The organism is Citrobacter sp. Marseille-Q5395 (assembly GCF_947057495.1).
Taxonomy (GTDB): Bacteria; Pseudomonadota; Gammaproteobacteria; order Enterobacterales; family Enterobacteriaceae; genus Citrobacter; species Citrobacter murliniae.
Window position 1 is genome coordinate 65,959 of sequence record NZ_CAMSEL010000024.1, and the last position, 17,662, is coordinate 83,620.

The window sequence follows — 17,662 nt, forward strand, 5'->3', positions numbered from 1 at the left end:
ATTTCAGGATGGAGAATATTTCAGCCTGCTTCCAGCATACCAAAGCTCACAATACGCGAACGACCCAACTCTTTTGCGCGATAGAGCGCCACGTCTGCGGCACGTAGCAGGTTGTCGCTTTGCGCGTGTTGCGGGTAACTGGCAACGCCGATAGAGACATCAACATGGCCAATATCCGACACGCCAAAACGCAGTGACAGTTCGCGTACGCCGTTGTAAATATCCGTCGCGAGTCGGTTCGCGGCCTCTTCACCCATGCTGGTCAGCAGGACCAGGAACTCTTCGCCGCCGTAGCGAAAGGCCATTCCATTGTCGTGTACAACGCGCTGAATAATGGCAGCGACGCTTTTGATGACGCCGTCACCCGCTTCGTGACCAAAACGGTCATTTATGTTTTTGAAGTGATCGATATCGATCATCAGGCAACTGAGTGGCTCCTGATTGCGTATTGCCTGGCTCATCTGGGTTCGCAGGGTATCTTCCAGATGATGACGGTTGCGCAGACCGGTCAGGGGATCATAGAGCGCCTTTTCCAGCAATGCGTCGCGTAGACGCTGGTTGGCTAAGGCCAGGCCGAGTGCCTCCGCCATCAGTTCCAGATAGGCTCGGGAAGGTGCGCTTTCCTCGCTTAGATTCTGGAATGAGAGCAGACCAATCGCTTCGCCCTGGGCAATCAGCGGCACACACAGCGAGTGATTCTGGCACGATTCCGGCAGATGGTAGCAGGCGATATCCGGCTCACCGTGTACCGGTGGATGGCTCTGCCCACGACGAACTGCCCAGCATTCATCCGGGTGGAAAGCATCCGCTTTGCCCTCAGGTGAAAGCCATTCAGCGACACAGCGCATCTGCCAGGGATCCCGATCAAGGATGTAGAGTCGACCAGCAATCCCGGGCGCAATGTTTGGTGCAAAAAGCTCCGCTACGTTGATCACATCCGCAAAATTCTCGCAACCTTGTAAACGCTGCGTCATACGTGCCAATAATTCGCGTATCGCCCAGTCTGCATCACGCTCTTTCTCCAGTCGCTGTCGCACCAGACCGTTCTCGCGAAAAATTCGGATTGCCTGCGCCATATCTCCGATCTCATCAATCTGGTTGAAATTGGGCGTTTCAACGGCGTAATCCTGTGAAGCCAGCCGGTGAACAACGTCACTGAGGCGCACGACGGGGCGTAGCACGCGGCGTTTTAGAATAAATCCGAGGACAAATAAAAATAACAGCGCCGTCAGTCCAACCATCACTTCTGACAGCGTGCGCAGGGTGCGGGATGCCTGAGTAGCTTCCTGAATCGTGTCGCGAACACGATTGTCGAGTATCTGCCGAAAATGGTCTATCCGATCCTGCGCTCGCTCCAGTTCTTGTTCATAGGCTTTACTGAAGAGCAGGGCGATGGCTTGCTGATCTTCTCCGCGCGCCACGCTGGAAAACGCCATCGCTTGCTCTTCCTGCAATGTATCAACGATTTGTAGACCTTCATGCAATAGCGCCAATTCTTCGCCCGTTGCCCCGGCGTCTTTCAGGTTCGCCAGCCGGTGCTCAATCTCTTTTAGCGACGTTTCCTTCTGGCGATAGGTGTCCAGGGTGTCAGGGTTTTTAGTGACAGCGTACAAACGGGCCAAATCAGACAGCGACCAGGCGTCGGTTTCCACCTCCCCGGTCAGTTTGTCGAATACATACCGCTGCTCTACCGCCTGGCGTTCGGTATTATCTGCGTTGGACGCCATCAGCATGACGACGCCGGAGACAATGGTCAGACATACCGTCGCGCTATAGGCCCAGTTAGTTATTGTGGCGATTCGCACCTGTGAGTTCCTTTTGCGACGATTAATGAATAAGCATGATTGAAATTATAGGAAACGTATGATTTTGCGTGAAAATAAAAAGGCGACCATTGGCCGCCTTTTGTTATCGTCACACCATTACAAATCTGGAGGATTTTTTCCTTCTTCCATAAACGCTTCGTCGATTCCTTCTGCATTTCCTTCGTGGTCACGACCGGAGAACAGGTTCCAGCTGGCAAGGAACAGCGCGGCAATCAGAGGGCCGATAACAAAACCGTTGATTCCGTAGATCTCCATCCCGCCGAGTGTGGAAATCAGAATCAGGTAGTCAGGCATTTTAGTGTCTTTACCCACCAGTAGCGGGCGCAGGATATTGTCCACCAGACCGACAATAATCACGAAAAATCCGACGATAAACAGTCCCTGCCAAATTTGCTGTGTGGCGAAGAGGAAAATGGCTGCTGGTACCCAGACAATCGCTGAACCAACCGCGGGAACCAGTGAAAGAAACGCCATCAGCGCGCCCCACAGAATGCTACCGTCAATGTCGACTATCGCAAAAGCAATGCCCCCCAGCGTACCCTGAACAACGGCAACCACCGCAGTGCCTTTTACCGTCGCCCGCGTAACGCCGACGAATTTGGCGAACAGATGCTGTTTGGCAAAATCTGAGAGTGGTAACGAATCCAGAATCTGTCGAACCAGATACGGCCCATCCTTCAGCAAGAAAAACAGTAAATACAGCATAATGCCAAAACTGATGGCAAAGCCGAAGGTCCCCTTACCGATCAGGAACGCGCTACCTGCGAGGTACTGCCCGCCCTGTAACGCAATGTCAGAGAGTTTTTTCTGGATCTGCGTGACATTATCGAGATTGTGTTCCGCGAGGAACGTTCTGGCCCAATCCGGAAAGTACGACAGGATCGAGCTAACCACTTCCGGGAACTGCGTATTGTTCTGTTGCAGCTTGGTGTAAACCACATTCAGTTCAATCGCCAGCGATGACAGGATCACCATCAGAGGGATAAAGACAATCAGACAGATAATACCGATGGTAATCAGCGATGCCAGCCCGTTGCGATCCCCCAGTGCGCTGCGAAGTTTATTTTTCACCGGGTTAAAGATTGTGGTTAATATTGCGGCCCACAGAATCGCGGAAAAGTAGGGGGACAGCACGTCGAAGAACGCCCATGTGACGAGGGCAAGAATGAAAATGAAGAAACCTTTGGTCAGTCCGTTAAATCGCATTAGTGAATCCTGTAACTGAGAAGCAGCCTCGACTATAGAACCGTTCAGCAAATTTACCAACTTTCACTGCGAATACCCGCTAATTTGTGGGGGGATAGGGCGTGTGCCAACAGCTATATTATTTCTCGGTCATTTTCCCGGTGAAGAAACTAAATTCATCATTATTGATATATTCAGTCATTTCTCTGTAAGCGCTCTGTTGATTAAAGAAGACAATGTCTCAAGCTGAACAGTGAGTTGTATACTTAACCAGACGTATCCGTGAACCGCGCTTTCCATGACGTCATCACTTTCACAAGAAAGTAAAAGGTCATGTAATTCTTGAGTGATTTCATTCAGACGTTCACTGTTTGAGGCTATTGGTGAGGGGTTTCCTTTATGCAGGGCATGAGCCAGTGCTCTGAGCGTGTGTTGAGTCATTTCCTGCATATCGGAAAGAGCATGGGAGTTTAGAATCAAAAAGCGACTTCTGCGTGAGGCCCAGTGAGCGTTGAGCTGAAATTTTTGTGCGGCAACCATATCACGGGTTATTGACTGAATTTCTTCAAGCAGTTTTATCGGTATCCGGGTTTCATTATTTACTGGCGTGATCAGATTGCGCATTTTGACGACTTTATTCAATGCCCGGGTTTGCAGACTGGTCATTCTGGGAGGATAAAGCACGTTACGCGAGACGCTCGCAGTATTGATTTTTAAATAATCAGATAAAAAATCGGCCAGCTGAATACGCCAGTTAATGAATGCCCTTTGGGGAAGTATGCTGGTAAACAGCATCGCCAGAATACAGCCTAAAATGATATTGGTACTACGCCATAGCGCTGTTTGTATATCTCCGGCAGGAGCACTGCTAACTACTGCCAGCGTTATCCCTACCAGTAAGGCTGCATATGGACGTTTGCTGATAGCCAAAAAACCACAAAAGAAAGCAGCGCAGCCGCACCACAACAGCATTAAGGGTAGAGAATAGACTTCAATGTGTAGTGCGATGATCCCCAGAATCGCTCCTGTTACGGTACCCGCCATGCGTTCAAACGCTCTGGGAATTACGTTGCCCATGTAGCTGACAGGCCCCATAACGACGATAAGTGTAATAAGGGGCCACGAATGATCGGGTAACTTCATCATTCTTATAAGTAAAAAAGTCAAAACAAATGCCACAGCAATGCGTATTCCATGAACCACACGATAGTTGCGGTAAATCTTTAACTCGAGTGAACTAATGGGTCTGTCTCGTTGCACTGAAAAGAATGATTTCGTCATTTCATGTGAGCTTATAAGCGAAGATCATACGCTAAAGAGTATTCATATTTGTTCTGGTTTTTTTACCAGGGAACTGTATACAGATTTGAACTGCATTCATTTTTATATAATGCAGGCAATCAATTGACAATATGTATTAACGAAATGCCAGTATGTAAATGACCAGTGCAATTGCGAGGAATACCCAATATTGCGAGTGATAATGGAAATATTTTTGCATTGAAAGCCTCCTTCTGAGTTGGTCCTTAAGTAATGACAGAACTAAATGTCAACATCAAATATAAAATGGCGATACTCAAATTCTAAATCATTACATAATGTTTCAACTATGAACTGAATGAGAGTAACGAACAAAATAGTTTGTCAACATTGTAATTCTGTTATCAGAAGATCTGGCATTAAACCGCGGGTTAACAAAAGGAGTAAGCTATAGCGGCACCGAACTGCAAAAGTGCAGCAGGCATTCCAGGAATGCCTGCTGACAGGGATCATTTGGAGCAATAGACTCTGGCTTCTTTAGGGGTATAGATACCAATAGTGATGATTCGTAAGAAAACATCCATACCTGATTCCTGTACTTCGGTACGAATAACTTTATCAGCACCGCCACAAACCCGCGCTGCATTAATGGTTTGCGACTGTCCAATACCGTTAACAAAAAAGGTTTGTCTGGTTTCTTGCGTTGGTTTCTCAGAAATTCCATGATTTATTTCAAAGGTTTGTTGTGCGCAACCTGATAATGCTGTAGCGACAACCATTGCCGTCATTAACTTTTTCATTTTTACCATTTCATCGTAAGGGAAAGGAGTCGCATATTCTTATTTATTGCAATGGACTCATATCCGACCAGTTACTAATTTTATGTTTATAATAAACTCGTTTAGTCATTGTTTATTTATAGGGGATGGCGTGTATTTTTGAATTTTGCGCATCAGCGTGGAATAGTAAGCCATAGCGTTTAGTCTCCGGTTAAAGTCTATATTAATATTTTGCTAACCATTAAATTTAACCTGGATTCGCCAGCAGGCTGAAAATTCGTTATGATCCGCACCCATACTCCATCCGGGCAGCCTGATGTCTACTATTTTCGATACCTTTATTGCCCCGCCGTGCCATGATGAGATAGAGACGCTCTATCAGGATGAACACCTGGTGCTTATCAACAAACCCGCCGGGTTACTCAGCCTTTCCGGGAAAAATCCGCAAAATCTCGATTCAGTGCATCACCGGCTGGTACAGATTTTTCCCGGCTGCACTTTGGTCCACCGTCTTGACTTCGGGACATCCGGGCTAATGATCATTGCGCGGAATAAAGCTATCAACGCCGCACTTTGTCAGCAATTCAGCCAGCGAACGGTGACTAAAATGTATAGTGCCTTACTCTGCGGGCATCTGGATAATGACGAAGGGGTAATCGATGCGGCGATAGCCAAAGATCCAGCACTGTTTCCGCTGATGACGATTTGTCCTGTGAACGGCAAGCCTGCGCGCTCGCATTACCGGGTTGTCGAGCGCTTTTATCACGAAGTGGAGCAAGGGACGTTATTGCCATTGACGCGGGTGCAGCTCAGCCCGGAGACCGGACGCACACATCAGTTGCGCATTCATTGCCAGCAGTTGGGGCATCCTATTTTAGGTTGTGATCTGTATGGTGGTCGCTTGTTGCCCGGTACTGAACGAACGCCCCGGCTGATGCTACATGCCAGTGAATTGAATTTTGTGCATCCCATTAGCGCAAAGTTGATCAATGCCCGTAATGCCAGTCCATTCTGAAACTGGTAAAAAAAATAGCCACCAGGCGGTGGCTATTTGCGTACTATCGGGCGGCGCGTTGCAAAATAATGGATGACGGCTGGCGTTGCAGATAGCGCATCCGCAGCATCATCAACACTGCAGCGGAGGTCAGGCCAATAATAAAGCCTATCCAGAAGCCTGCAGGCCCCATGCGATCGACAACCAGATCGGTCAACGCAAGAATATATCCACTCGGTAAACCCAGCAGCCAGTATGCCGTCAGGGTAATAAAGAAAATAGAACGTGTATCTTTATAACCACGTAAGACCCCGCTGCCGATGACCTGGATAGAGTCTGAGATTTGATATACGGCGGCCAGTAACATCAACTGGGCGGCCAGCGTCACGACTTCAGGGTTATTGTTGTAAAGCAGGGCAATTTGCTCACGCAATGTGACGGTGAAGATTGCGGTTATCATCGCCATGCAAACGCCGACCCCTAAGCCTGTTCTGGCGGCGGTTTGCGCATCCAGCGTAGAGCCCTGGCCCAGACGATAACCGACGCGGATCGTAACGGCGGCAGCCAGCGACATCGGCAGTACGAACATTAACGAGCTAAAGTTCAGTGCGATTTGGTGTCCGGCGACATCAACAATTCCCAGTGGGGAAACCAACAGTGCGACTACGGCAAACAGTGTGACTTCAAAAAATAACGCCAGCGCAATGGGTAAACCCAACTGGACCAGACGTTTCATTACTGCGGTGTCTGGTTTCTGGAAGCCACGCACATTACGGATATCTCGCATTGATCGTGCATGTTTGACATAAGAGAGCATGGCGATAAACATCACCCAGTACACTGCCGCCGTCGCTACGCCGCAGCCAACGCCGCCGAGTTCCGGCATACCCAAATGTCCATAGATGAAAACATAGTTAACCGGAATGTTCACCAGCAGGCCGAGAAACCCCATTACCATCGCCGGTTTGGTTTTGGCCAGCCCCTCGCACTGGTTACGGGCAACCTGGAAGAACAGATACCCCGGTGCTCCCCACAACAGCGCACGCAGGTAACCGACTGCTTTATCTGCCAGCGCCGGATCGATGTTATGCATGGAACGGATAATGTATCCCGCGTTCCACAGCACCACCATAATCAAAATGGATACGCTGCCCGCAAGCCAGAATCCCTGGCGTATCTGATGGGCAATGCGATCGCGGCGACCAGAGCCATTGAGCTGCGCAATTACTGGCGTTAATGCCAGCAGCAGTCCATGACCAAACAAAATGGCCGGTAGCCAGATGGAGGTCCCGATGGCAACGGCCGCCATGTCCGTCGCGCTGTAACCTCCAGCCATGACGGTATCGACGAACCCCATTGCGGTTTGGGCGATTTGCGCAAGAATCACCGGAATTGCCAGAGCTAATAACTGACGCGCTTCTATTACATACTTTTGCACGTTTACACCTTATTACTCTTCATACTCCAGGCTGCAGGTTTGTTGGTTGCGTTCGTTTGCCCCGGTCACACAGTGGTTTATGTCCCGGACCTTACTCACCGCTTCCCTGCAACTCGAATTATTTTGAGTATCTATTGTTGTTATTTAAGAGACAAAAAAGCCGCCTTAAATGGCAGCAAGGAGAAAATGCTGAGGAAATTGCAGTCTATTGTAGCGAGGAATGCATAATTCTCCAGTGAAAAAACAGGTGGGGGCGGTGCATTGCTGGCAACCTGTTTTTTCACCTGCTATTGTGCTCAGCAGAGATGTCTTAATTGAGTTCAGGAGTTACAGGTATGTTTACGGGTATTGTGCAGGGCACCGCAAAACTGGTGTCTATTGATGAGAAACCAAATTTTCGCACGCATGTAGTGGAGTTACCTGAATACATGCTGGAGGCGCTGGAGACCGGCGCATCGGTGGCACATAACGGTTGCTGTCTGACAGTGACTGAAATTAATGGCAACCGCATCAGCTTTGACCTGATGAAAGAAACACTACGTATTACCAACCTTGGCGATCTGCGGGTAGGTGACCTGGTAAACGTAGAACGTGCAGCAAAATTCAGCGATGAAATTGGCGGACATTTGATGTCGGGTCATATTATGACCACCGCGGAGGTGTCGAAAATTCTGACCTCCGAGAATAATCGGCAGATATGGTTCAAGGTCCAGGATACGTCGCTGATGAAATACATCCTGTATAAAGGATTTATCGGTATTGATGGCATCAGCCTGACGGTAGGCGAAGTGACGCCGACGCGCTTCTGCGTGCATCTGATCCCGGAAACGCTGGAGCGTACTACGCTTGGCAAGAAAAAGCTTGGCGCGCGGGTAAACATTGAAATCGATCCACAAACACAGGCTGTTGTTGATACCGTTGAGCGCGTACTGGCCGCGCGCGAAGGCGCGATCAGCAACATCACCGGTGAGGCTGGGGCCTGAGTCATGATGAAAAGCCCCCGTCGCGAATGGGGGCCGAAAGAACTAGCGGGGAACGCGCAGGCCGTGTTCCACACCGCGAGAGAAAACCACCTGCCAAAGCTGAATATCACGTGCGCGAAATGCACCGGCACAGGCGTTGAGGTAATAACTGAACATGCGTTTAAAACGCTCAGTATAATTATCGGCAATCTCCGGCCAACTCTCCATGAAACGCTCATGCCAGGCCATCAACGTGGTATCGTAATCCGCACCAAAATTGTGCCAGTCCTCCATCACAAAATGTGACTCGCTGGCGTTGGCAATCTGGCGTACCGATGGTAAACAACCGTTCGGGAAGATGTATTTGTTAATCCATGGGTCAACGTTATTGTCAGTTTTCTTAGAACCGATACTGTGCAGCAAAAACAGACCATCTGGCTTTAAATTGCGATCAACCACGTCAAAGTAGGTGTTGTAGTTTTTTGGCCCCACATGCTCAAACATACCGACGGAGACAATGCGGTCAAAGCGGTCGTTCAGGTCGCGGTAGTCCTGGAGTAAAATAGTAACGTCCAACCCTTCACAGCGCGCCTGCGCCAGTTTCTGTTGTTCCGCTGAAATCGTCACGCCCACCACACTCACGCCGTATTGTGCTGCCATAAACTGGGACAGGCCTCCCCAGCCGCAACCAATATCGAGCACGCGCATTCCTGGCTTCAACTGCAGTTTCTCGCTAATCATTCTGAGCTTCGCCTGCTGGGCAGCTTCCAGGGTGTCGGCATCTTTCCAGTAGGCGCAGGAATACTGCATATAGGGGTCGAGCATGCGGGTAAAGAGATCGTTGCCAAGATCGTAGTGCTCTTTGCCGACAACCCACGCGCGCTTTTTAGTCTGTAGATTAAACAGACGCGCCGTTGCGATACGGAGAGTATCTTTGAAATGGCGGGGGAGTTGGCTTTCCAGATCTGCGCGTAAGACTTTGGTAAAAAACATATCCAGACGATCGCATTCCCACCAACCATCCATATAGCTTTCACCTAAACCCAGCGACCCTTCCTGCAGGACACGTTTGAAAAAAACGGGGTTTTTAACGCGAATATCCGCCGGCGCAGAACCATTAATCGTAATGCCCGCACGGCTTAGTAATTCATTGGTGATTCGGTACCAGTTATCATCCGGTACGCTGACGTCTTCTATACACGATGAACTCATAGCTTCTCCATCACTGGTCGGTGATCAGAACCTTAAAACAGCGTAGACGCTTTTTTGGTCTTGTGAGAAATTTCACGGAATTAATCCGTAATCTATTATCCGACGTAGAACAGAGGAAGGGAGAACCCCTTGCCGAAAAGACCATCCGTGGAAAAACGGGAACAACCTTGTTCCCGTTAACACAGAATAATTATCGTAATTTTAACAACTGGAAATCAGTATAGGCCTGAATATTTGGTGATTCAACCGAAAATTGTTAGCCAGCTAATTAAGTTATGACGGTTATTAATGTGACTCACCATGTGCAATCTGAGAGCCCTCATTCGCCAGGGAATCATTCTCTTTTTGCGACTGCATTTTATATCCAAGCGCAGCCAGGAACACCGTTGACAGCATTACGCTGGTGGTTGTGAGCAACGGAGTACTGATTAACCACGACACCACAAGGCTTGCCAGGAAGCATAAACCCAGTTGTAGCGTGTTCTGCATCGCCGCTGCGCGTCCTGTTGCCTGCGGGAAAGGACGTAGTGCCTGAGCGACGACAATCGGATAGATCGCGCCGTTCGCTATCGCCATGACGCAGAATGGGATCAAGATTTCGGCCAGTGCAACGTGGTGAATAAAACCGGTTGCCCATGTGGCAATAACGCTGATTGCATACAGGATCAGTAGCCATGGCAGCAACTGGCTACCCTGCCATTTTTGCAGTGCGGCGCGGCAACCGTACCCGCCGATCAGGAAGGCGATAGTTTGTGGAACATAGCTCAGTCCAATTACTGCCGGGCTATAGCCCATCTCGCTCAGGATAAACGGTGAGCCGGTCAGCCATGCGAAAAAGCTCGCAGAACATGCCGCATAAATCAGTACATTTCCACGGTATGTTTTAGAACGCAGTAGCGTCGCGAACGTCAACGCGTCCTGACTATCGTCACGCGCTTTTGCCGTCGGTTTTAACCGCAGGGCAGGCAACATCAGGATCAAGGTAATCGCAAACAGGGTGGCAAAAATGGCCTGCCAGGAAAAATGTACCAGGATCCAGCTACCTAATAAGGGCGCGAGGGCAGGTGATAAGCCGACCAGAGGCATAATGGTGGCAAAGATACGGTTAACTTTTTGCGAGGGATAGTAATCGGTAACCAGCGCCTGCCAGATTACTGATGCGGCACAAACGCCGACGGCCTGGACGAAGCGCAGCACCAGCAAGCCGGTGGCGTTTTCAACCCATAGCATCCCCAGACTACCCAGGGCGAAGATGGATAATCCCAGCAATAAAATTGGCTTACGACCATAGCGGTCGGAGAGCGGCCCCCACAGAAGCTGCGCAACGGCAAAACCGGCTAAGAACAAACTAAGGCTGGCGCTGACGGCAGACGCAGGGGTTTGCAGATCGGACTGAATAGCAGCAAAGGCGGGCAAATACATATCCGTTGCCAGAAAGCCGAGCACGCTAAGACCGGCCAGCCAGACTAAAAACCCTTTTCCAGGTTGCATCATCATTTCTCTTTTTAAGCAGTAAAACAGTGTCGCAGAGTGTAGTGAGTGAAATTCTCGCTGTGAAACGCTAATATTTGTTTACTGATTTCAAAATTTTTGTAGGCAGACTATGTGGTCGGAATATTCACTTGAAGTCGTTGATGCGGTTGCGCGTAACGGCAGCTTTAGTTCGGCTGCGCAGGAGTTGCACCGTGTACCTTCGGCGGTAAGCTACACCGTTCGTCAACTGGAGGAGTGGCTTGCAGTTCCGCTTTTCGAGCGACGTCATCGGGATGTGGAACTAACACCCGCAGGGGCGTGGTTTTTAAAAGAAGGTCGGTCTGTTATCAAAAAAATGCAGATCACTCGCCAGCAATGTCAGCAAATCGCCAACGGCTGGCGAGGGCAGCTCGCGATTGCAGTCGATAATATTGTGCGACCGGAACGCACCCGGCAGATGATTGTGGATTTCTATCGTCACTTCGATGATGTGGAACTGCTGGTTTTTCAGGAAGTGTTTAACGGTGTCTGGGATGCGCTATCGGATGGCCGCGTCGAACTGGCGATCGGTGCAACGCAGGCGATTCCGGTGGGGGGACGTTACACGTTTCGTGATATGGGAATGCTGAGCTGGAGTTGCGTGGTGGCGAGCCATCACCCGCTGGCTTCGATTCCCGGGCCATTAAGCGATGACACGTTGCGCAACTGGCCGTCGTTGGTTCGTGAAGATACTTCGCGCACGCTACCGAAACGAATCACATGGCTGCTGGATAACCAAAAACGTGTCGTGGTACCGGACTGGGAATCCTCTGCTACCTGTTTATCGGCTGGGCTATGTGTGGGCATGGTGCCAACACATTTTGCTAAACCGTGGATCGATAGCGGTAAGTGGGTTGCTTTGCAGCTGGAAAACCCTTTTCCTGATGCCGCATGTTGTCTGACCTGGCAGCAAAATGATACGTCGCCAGCACTGCTCTGGTTGCTGGACTACCTGGGAGATAGCGAAACGCTGAATAAAGAGTGGCTACGGGAGCCGGAACAGGCTCCCGTATAACAGGTTTAACGACGGTAATCGCGGAATGGGCCGTCGGCAACGGAGCGACGCTCCACCAGTCGAGGATGGACCTCAATAGATTGCGACTCTTCGCGCTTGTTTACGATACGGTCTAACAGCATATTGAAGGCAGTCTCACCTAACGAATCTTTCGGCTGGTGAATCGTGGTCAACGCTGGCGTGAAGAAGCGGGCGTTGCGCACGTTGTCATAACCGATCAACGACACATCCTGCGGTACACGCAAACCCATCTCGTCAGCGGCGCAAAGAGCACCCATCGCCATGATATCGCCACCGCAGAAGACGGCCGTCGGACGATGCGACTGGGAGAGGATTTGCTGCATGGCGCGATATCCGGATTCTGGTTCAAAATCGCCCTGTACGATCCAGTTTTCAGGTACTTTAATCAGCGCTTCTTCCATCGCTTTCATAAATCCTGCCAGGCGTCCGGCGCCGGTGTTGCGCTCCATAGGGCCTGGAATCACGCCAATCTCGCGGTGGCCGCGTTCTACCAGATATCGACCCGCCATATAACCGCCTTCGAAAGCGTTATCAATGACCGTGTCGGTAAAGTCGGCTTTCGCTTCGCCCCAGTCCATGACGACCATCGGAATATGGCGATACTCTTCGAGCATGGAAAGCAGTGATTCCGGATACTCAGAGCACATTACCAGTAAGCCATCGACGCGCTTTTGCGCCATCATTGAGAGATATGCCTGCTGCTTTTCGAGGCTATTCCATGCGTTACCCAGAATCAGCGTGTAGCCTTTCTGGAAACAATTTTTCTCAACGGCTTCGATAATTTCCGCGAAATAGGCGGCTTCGCTGCTGGTCGCCAACAAGCCGATCGACTTGGTGTGATTTACCTTCAGGCTGCGCGCAACTGCGCTGGGAGAGTAGTGCAACTCTTTAATGGCTGCCCAGACAGCATTACGCGTTTCTTCCGCGACAAAGCGCGTCTTGTTAATTACATGTGATACGGTTGTAGTGGAAACGTTTGCTCGCTTCGCTACATCTTTAATTGTTGCCATTACATCTCACTCCAGACCATATCCTAAGCTCCTGAGAATACTCCAGGTAAACGTTTGCCTTTACACACCCTTAACGCAACGTCAGGGTTGCGGCACGCCGGGAAAACGACACGGAACGTCAGGAAGGGGTCAATGGCCGGTACGCTAATCAAGTAAGCGTGGAATTTTGTCTGATCTTAACGAAAAGGGGAAGAGTTAAAAGCATTTATCAATATAAATCGTGAGAGATTTTTGCGTTCAAGTATGCAAAAATGCGCAATATCACTTTTTGTGTGGGAATAAAAAGGAGAAAACTTGATGAGCACCGATCTGAAATTTTCGTTAGTCACCACCATTATTGTTCTGGGCCTGATTGTAGCAAGTGGTTTGACCGCAGCACTGCATTGATTTACTCCGAGGGAGAGCAATCTCCCTCATCCCTTCAGCACGTTTTTCCCGTTCTATTATTTGCGAATTTGCAAAAGTCTTTTGCAAATTTGTTAACTTTATTATTTTTGCGATCAATGTCATGCTTTTGACTCTTATTACGTGTCGTGCCACGGCTCGACGTTATGGAGTCGAAGTATGAAAATAAATTATCCGTTACTGGCACTGGCGATTGGTGCGTTCGGTATTGGCACGACCGAATTTTCTCCTATGGGATTATTACCCGTCATTGCCCGGGGTGTGGATGTCTCGATTCCTGCTGCCGGAATGTTAATCAGCGCATATGCGGTTGGCGTGATGGTGGGTGCTCCGTTGATGACATTGTTGCTTTCTCATCGTGCGCGCCGTAATGCGCTTATTTTTCTGATGGCGATATTTACACTGGGTAATGTGCTTTCGGCAATTGCACCGGATTACACCACTCTCATGCTGTCACGTATTTTGACCAGTCTTAATCACGGCGCTTTTTTTGGCCTTGGTTCTGTTGTGGCGGCGAGCGTGGTGCCAAAACACAAGCAGGCCAGCGCGGTTGCTACCATGTTTATGGGCCTAACGATCGCCAATATTGGCGGTGTCCCTGCGGCAACCTGGCTGGGCGAGACTATCGGCTGGCGAATGTCCTTTTTGGCGACTGCGGGTCTGGGCGTGATTGCGATGATCAGTCTGTTCTTCTCGTTACCTAAAGGCGGGGCAGGAGAGCGTCCTGAAGTGCGTAAAGAACTTGCGGTGCTGATGCGTCCGCAGGTTGTCTCGGCGCTACTGACCACCGTATTGGGGGCTGGTGCGATGTTTACGCTTTATACCTATATCTCACCCGTGCTGCACAGTATTACCCATGCCACACCAGCATTTGTCACCGGGATGTTGGTGTTAATTGGCGTTGGTTTCTCTATTGGTAATTATCTTGGTGGTCGGCTGGCAGACAAGTCGGTCAACGGCACGCTGAAAGGCTTTTTATTACTGCTGATGGTCATTATGCTGGCAATTCCATTTCTGGCGCGTAATGAGCTGGGAGCGGCTATCAGTATGGTGGTCTGGGGCGCGGCGACGTTTGCGGTAGTCCCGCCTTTGCAGATGCGCGTGATGCGCGTTGCCAGCGAAGCGCCAGGATTATCTTCATCGGTTAATATTGGGGCATTTAATCTGGGCAATGCCCTCGGGGCTGCGGCTGGTGGCGCAGTGATATCCGGTGGGTTAGGTTATAGCTTTGTGCCGGTGATGGGGGCGATTGTGGCGGGGCTGGCTTTGCTGCTGGTCTTCATCTCAGCGAAAAAACAGCCTCAGGAAGCGTGCCCGACTGCAAATTGACACTAAAACGCAGAAGGGGATCCCTTCTGCGTTGTCATTTTATGCTGCGAAGTTTTTCGCAACAAACTCCCAGTTTACCAGCGCCCAGAAATGCTCCAGGTAGCCAGGACGTGCATTGCGATAGTCGATGTAGTAGGCGTGCTCCCAGACGTCAACGGTCATCAGAGGTGTCGCATCGGTGGTCAGTGGTGTACCTGCGTTAGAGGTGGAAACGATAGCCAGTTTGCCATCCGTCCCTTTTACCAGCCAGGTCCAGCCGGAACCGAAGTTCTTAATTGCGGCATCGGTGAATTGCGCTTTGAAGTCTGCGAAGCTGCCAAAGGATGCAGTAATGGCTTCGGCCAGTTTTCCGGTCGGTTCGCCACCAGCGTTTGGTGCCAGGCAGTTCCAGTAGAACGTGTGGTTCCATACCTGAGCTGCGTTATTAAATACACCGCCTTCAGAGCTACGTACGATCTCTTCCAGTGACTTGCCTTCAAACGCTGTGCCTTTAATCAGATTGTTCAGATTGGTCACGTAGGTTTGATGGTGTTTGCCATAGTGGTATTCCAGCGTTTCAGCAGAAATGTGCGGTGCCAGAGCATCTTTGGCATACGGTAATGCAGGTAATTCAAACGACATTGCTTCTCTCCTTATTATTTATATTGAGTACACACAATAACCTCATTGTGCGTAAGGATAGGGTAGCAAATTGAAAGGTTATGCAAAAGAAGAACTTACCCTACAGCACACGCTGTAGGGTAAGTTTTTAGCGAATTGTTTTAGGCGTCATTACGCGTCGAGCGCCGACATAGTGGCGCTGCCAGTAATCTTCGCTCAGCGAGGTGATTTGAATTTCCTGACCGCTACGAGGCGACTGGATAAATTTGCCGTTGCCAACGTAGACACCGACGTGATCGGCGGTACCCCGGCCCTGTGTCCGGAAGAAGACCAGATCGCCGTTTTTCAGTTCGCCACGTTCGATAGGTGCTGCGTCCCGCAGGTGGTACATTTCATTGGCGGTGCGCGGAATGCGAAACTTCACCAAATCTTTATACGCGTAATACACCAGACCGCTGCAATCAAAACCGGTCCTTGGTGATGTGCCACCCCAACGGTAAGGTTTACCGATTTGGTTCATCAGGGTGGACATGGCGGTTTTGGTCGCTTTTTGCACTTTAACTTTATGTGTCTCAGCAAGCGTTACAGGGGTTGTCGACTTCACTTTCACACAGCGCGGTTTATGACCTTTACGCGGGGTGCATTTTTCAGTCCAGGTGACGGCGGCGGTTTGCGCTGTGGCTGCTTTCCCCCGACGGTTTGCTGTTTTAGTCGATTTTGCTGGAGTGGTTGTGCGTTTTTTTACTGAGGCGGTTTTACTGCTGGTTTTGCTGGTGGATTTTTTAGCCGTCTTCTGAGTGGTTTTGGTTGTTTTTTGACTGGCTGTTGAGCTTTTCTTTTTATCTACCGTTTTGATGGTGTGCGAAACAGTAGGCGTCGTCCTGGCTTGCTTGGAAGCATGGGCCATGGGCGTAAAAGGCAGTGTGGTAAAAAGTAAAGCACAGAGCGTGATCGAGATTCGGTTTATCCGCGCCACTGAGCAGTCCTCTGGTAAGGCAGGTCTATCGTGCCTGCGTGTGATTTACAAAACTTGATGATTCTAATCTATAGAAACGGGAAACTTAATAGCTTTTTTCGTTTAAAACTATGTTTCGTTACCGACCGCAAAAAAAAACAGCAAATAAAGATAAAACTGGTGAACAGATAATCAAATCCACACCCTTTAAGGGGATAAGTGAGATTGTGAATGCAACTTTTAGCGACAGGGGATAAAATAATAAGGCGTAATGAAAATGTTATTTTCCGTTGCCAGCCTGACCCGCTACAATGTCAGACTACTGCCGTAAAAGAAGTTTAAGGAAGCAAGATAATGAGCACCACTATCGAAAAAATCCAGCGCCAGATCGCTGAAAACCCGATTCTCCTGTACATGAAAGGTTCTCCAAAACTGCCAAGCTGCGGTTTCTCCGCACAGGCCGTGCAGGCGCTGTCAGCCTGTGGTGAACGCTTTGCTTATGTCGATATTCTGCAAAATCCGGATATTCGCGCCGAGTTGCCGAAATACGCAAACTGGCCAACCTTCCCGCAGCTGTGGGTTGATGGTGAACTGGTTGGCGGTTGCGACATTTTAATCGAGATGTACCAGCGCGGTGAGTTGCAGACTCTTATCAAAGAGACTGCGGCGAAGTACAAAACCGAAGAACCAGATGCTGAATAATCAGCAGATATAAAAAACAACATCATCGTTGGTGACTGCCAGGCGGTTGGCCGAACAGATGGTTGTATAAGAATCCGGAAATGTTCATTCGTTTCCGGATTTTTTTGTCTGTAGCTTCCGGCAATATCTGGGGGCTATAAACAAAAAAGCCAGCCAGTTTTTCAACTGACTGGCTTTATGCCAGCGAAGACGTTGTGTCTTCATAAGAACTTAGGCTTTCAGTACGTCCAGTGCGGCAGTGTAGTCTGGCTCGTTGGTAATTTCGTTGACCAGTTGGCTGAAAATAATGTTGTCATTTTCATCAATAACTACCACGGCACGTGCGGCCAGGCCTTTCAACGGGCCTTCGGAGATTTCAACACCATAGTTTTTCAGGAATTCAGCATTGCGCAGAGTTGACAGCGTGATAACGTTGCTCAGACCTTCCGCGCCGCAAAAACGAGAGTGGGCAAATGGC

Annotated in this window: 17 protein-coding genes; 6 read left to right on the forward strand and 11 right to left on the reverse strand. The window is 49.7% G+C overall.

Features of this window, described 5'->3' with window-relative positions; all coding sequences use genetic code 11:
- Positions 1–20 precede the first annotated feature (20 nt).
- From OH663_RS22465 to OH663_RS22480, 4 genes are all read right to left on the reverse strand, one after another.
- The gene (locus OH663_RS22465) at positions 21–1,805 is read right to left on the reverse strand and encodes a diguanylate cyclase (protein WP_045442414.1); all 1,785 of its coding nucleotides are present in this window, start codon (positions 1,803–1,805) and stop codon (positions 21–23) included.
- A 117-nt stretch (positions 1,806–1,922) separates the two neighbouring features.
- Positions 1,923–3,032, reverse strand: a complete 1,110-nt coding sequence (locus OH663_RS22470; protein WP_200011768.1) for an AI-2E family transporter — start codon at positions 3,030–3,032, stop codon at positions 1,923–1,925.
- A gap of 177 nt (positions 3,033–3,209) precedes the next feature.
- A complete protein-coding gene (locus OH663_RS22475) occupies positions 3,210–4,271 on the reverse strand; it encodes an FUSC family protein (protein WP_413814482.1) in 1,062 nt (353 codons plus the stop codon).
- A gap of 509 nt (positions 4,272–4,780) precedes the next feature.
- Entirely contained in the window at positions 4,781–5,071 is a 291-nt protein-coding gene (locus tag OH663_RS22480) for a Bor family protein (protein WP_048221530.1), read from the reverse strand.
- 295 nt (positions 5,072–5,366) lie between these two features.
- Here OH663_RS22480 and OH663_RS22485 point away from each other — a divergent pair, with 295 nt between their 5' ends.
- Positions 5,367–6,065, forward strand: coding sequence for an RluA family pseudouridine synthase (locus OH663_RS22485; protein ID WP_200011773.1), 699 nt, complete (start codon positions 5,367–5,369; stop codon positions 6,063–6,065).
- A 43-nt stretch (positions 6,066–6,108) separates the two neighbouring features.
- Here the strand turns inward: OH663_RS22485 and mdtK are convergent, their stop codons facing one another.
- Complete coding sequence (gene mdtK, locus OH663_RS22490) at positions 6,109–7,482, reverse strand: MdtK family multidrug efflux MATE transporter (RefSeq protein ID WP_045442423.1); 1,374 nt, start codon at positions 7,480–7,482, stop codon at positions 6,109–6,111.
- A gap of 335 nt (positions 7,483–7,817) precedes the next feature.
- On the opposite strand from mdtK, the gene OH663_RS22495 reads away from it, so the two are divergent.
- Positions 7,818–8,465, forward strand: a complete 648-nt coding sequence (locus OH663_RS22495) for a riboflavin synthase subunit alpha (RefSeq protein ID WP_200011775.1) — start codon at positions 7,818–7,820, stop codon at positions 8,463–8,465.
- Between the two features lie 42 nt (positions 8,466–8,507).
- Here OH663_RS22495 and cfa read toward each other — a convergent pair whose 3' ends face one another.
- Both cfa and punC read right to left on the reverse strand, forming a co-directional pair.
- Positions 8,508–9,656, reverse strand: coding sequence for a cyclopropane fatty acyl phospholipid synthase (gene cfa, locus OH663_RS22500; RefSeq protein WP_048221527.1), 1,149 nt, complete (start codon positions 9,654–9,656; stop codon positions 8,508–8,510).
- A gap of 285 nt (positions 9,657–9,941) precedes the next feature.
- Positions 9,942–11,147, reverse strand: a complete 1,206-nt coding sequence (gene punC / locus OH663_RS22505) for a purine nucleoside transporter PunC (RefSeq protein WP_045442429.1) — start codon at positions 11,145–11,147, stop codon at positions 9,942–9,944.
- A 112-nt stretch (positions 11,148–11,259) separates the two neighbouring features.
- Between punC and punR the strand changes: the two genes are divergently transcribed.
- On the forward strand, positions 11,260–12,183 hold the full coding sequence (gene punR, locus OH663_RS22510) for a DNA-binding transcriptional activator PunR (protein WP_045442431.1): 924 nt from the start codon (positions 11,260–11,262) through the stop codon (positions 12,181–12,183).
- A 5-nt stretch (positions 12,184–12,188) separates the two neighbouring features.
- Here the strand turns inward: punR and purR are convergent, their stop codons facing one another.
- On the reverse strand, positions 12,189–13,214 hold the full coding sequence (gene purR, locus OH663_RS22515; protein ID WP_003832757.1) for an HTH-type transcriptional repressor PurR: 1,026 nt from the start codon (positions 13,212–13,214) through the stop codon (positions 12,189–12,191).
- A gap of 297 nt (positions 13,215–13,511) precedes the next feature.
- Between purR and cydH the strand changes: the two genes are divergently transcribed.
- Positions 13,512–13,601 carry a cytochrome bd-I accessory subunit CydH gene (gene cydH, locus OH663_RS22520; RefSeq protein WP_072036634.1) on the forward strand — a complete coding sequence of 30 codons (90 nt, stop codon included), beginning with the start codon at positions 13,512–13,514 and terminating at the stop codon, positions 13,599–13,601.
- A gap of 177 nt (positions 13,602–13,778) precedes the next feature.
- Positions 13,779–14,948, forward strand: coding sequence for an MFS transporter (locus OH663_RS22525; protein WP_200011777.1), 1,170 nt, complete (start codon positions 13,779–13,781; stop codon positions 14,946–14,948).
- 39 nt (positions 14,949–14,987) lie between these two features.
- Here the strand turns inward: OH663_RS22525 and sodB are convergent, their stop codons facing one another.
- Together sodB and OH663_RS22535 are read right to left on the reverse strand one after the other, a co-directional pair.
- On the reverse strand, positions 14,988–15,569 hold the full coding sequence (gene sodB, locus OH663_RS22530; RefSeq protein ID WP_005127188.1) for a superoxide dismutase [Fe]: 582 nt from the start codon (positions 15,567–15,569) through the stop codon (positions 14,988–14,990).
- 127 nt (positions 15,570–15,696) lie between these two features.
- Complete coding sequence (locus OH663_RS22535) at positions 15,697–16,524, reverse strand: C40 family peptidase (protein WP_045442439.1); 828 nt, start codon at positions 16,522–16,524, stop codon at positions 15,697–15,699.
- A gap of 333 nt (positions 16,525–16,857) precedes the next feature.
- Here OH663_RS22535 and grxD point away from each other — a divergent pair, with 333 nt between their 5' ends.
- Positions 16,858–17,205: a monothiol glutaredoxin 4 gene (gene grxD, locus OH663_RS22540; protein WP_045442441.1), complete on the forward strand. Its 348-nt coding sequence runs from the start codon at positions 16,858–16,860 to the stop codon at positions 17,203–17,205.
- Between the two features lie 210 nt (positions 17,206–17,415).
- Here the strand turns inward: grxD and tpx are convergent.
- The coding region (gene tpx / locus OH663_RS22545) for a thiol peroxidase (protein WP_263525873.1) at positions 17,416–17,662 on the reverse strand (247 nt) is incomplete at its 5' end.

Bases quoted from the DNA above. Each gene is read 5' to 3' on its own strand.
- cydH (WP_072036634.1), top strand. From the start codon at position 13,512: ATGAGCACCGATCTGAAATTTTCGTTAGTCACCACCATTATTGTTCTG.
- grxD (WP_045442441.1), top strand. From the start codon at position 16,858: ATGAGCACCACTATCGAAAAAATCCAGCGCCAGATCGCTGAAAACCCG.
- punC (WP_045442429.1), bottom strand. From the start codon at position 11,147: ATGCAACCTGGAAAAGGGTTTTTAGTCTGGCTGGCCGGTCTTAGCGTG.
- OH663_RS22495 (WP_200011775.1), top strand. From the start codon at position 7,818: ATGTTTACGGGTATTGTGCAGGGCACCGCAAAACTGGTGTCTATTGAT.
- OH663_RS22480 (WP_048221530.1), bottom strand. From the start codon at position 5,071: ATGAAAAAGTTAATGACGGCAATGGTTGTCGCTACAGCATTATCAGGT.
- sodB (WP_005127188.1), bottom strand. From the start codon at position 15,569: ATGTCGTTTGAATTACCTGCATTACCGTATGCCAAAGATGCTCTGGCA.
- purR (WP_003832757.1), bottom strand. From the start codon at position 13,214: ATGGCAACAATTAAAGATGTAGCGAAGCGAGCAAACGTTTCCACTACA.
- OH663_RS22485 (WP_200011773.1), top strand. From the start codon at position 5,367: ATGTCTACTATTTTCGATACCTTTATTGCCCCGCCGTGCCATGATGAG.
- cfa (WP_048221527.1), bottom strand. From the start codon at position 9,656: ATGAGTTCATCGTGTATAGAAGACGTCAGCGTACCGGATGATAACTGG.
- OH663_RS22525 (WP_200011777.1), top strand. From the start codon at position 13,779: ATGAAAATAAATTATCCGTTACTGGCACTGGCGATTGGTGCGTTCGGT.
- punR (WP_045442431.1), top strand. From the start codon at position 11,260: ATGTGGTCGGAATATTCACTTGAAGTCGTTGATGCGGTTGCGCGTAAC.
- OH663_RS22470 (WP_200011768.1), bottom strand. From the start codon at position 3,032: ATGCGATTTAACGGACTGACCAAAGGTTTCTTCATTTTCATTCTTGCC.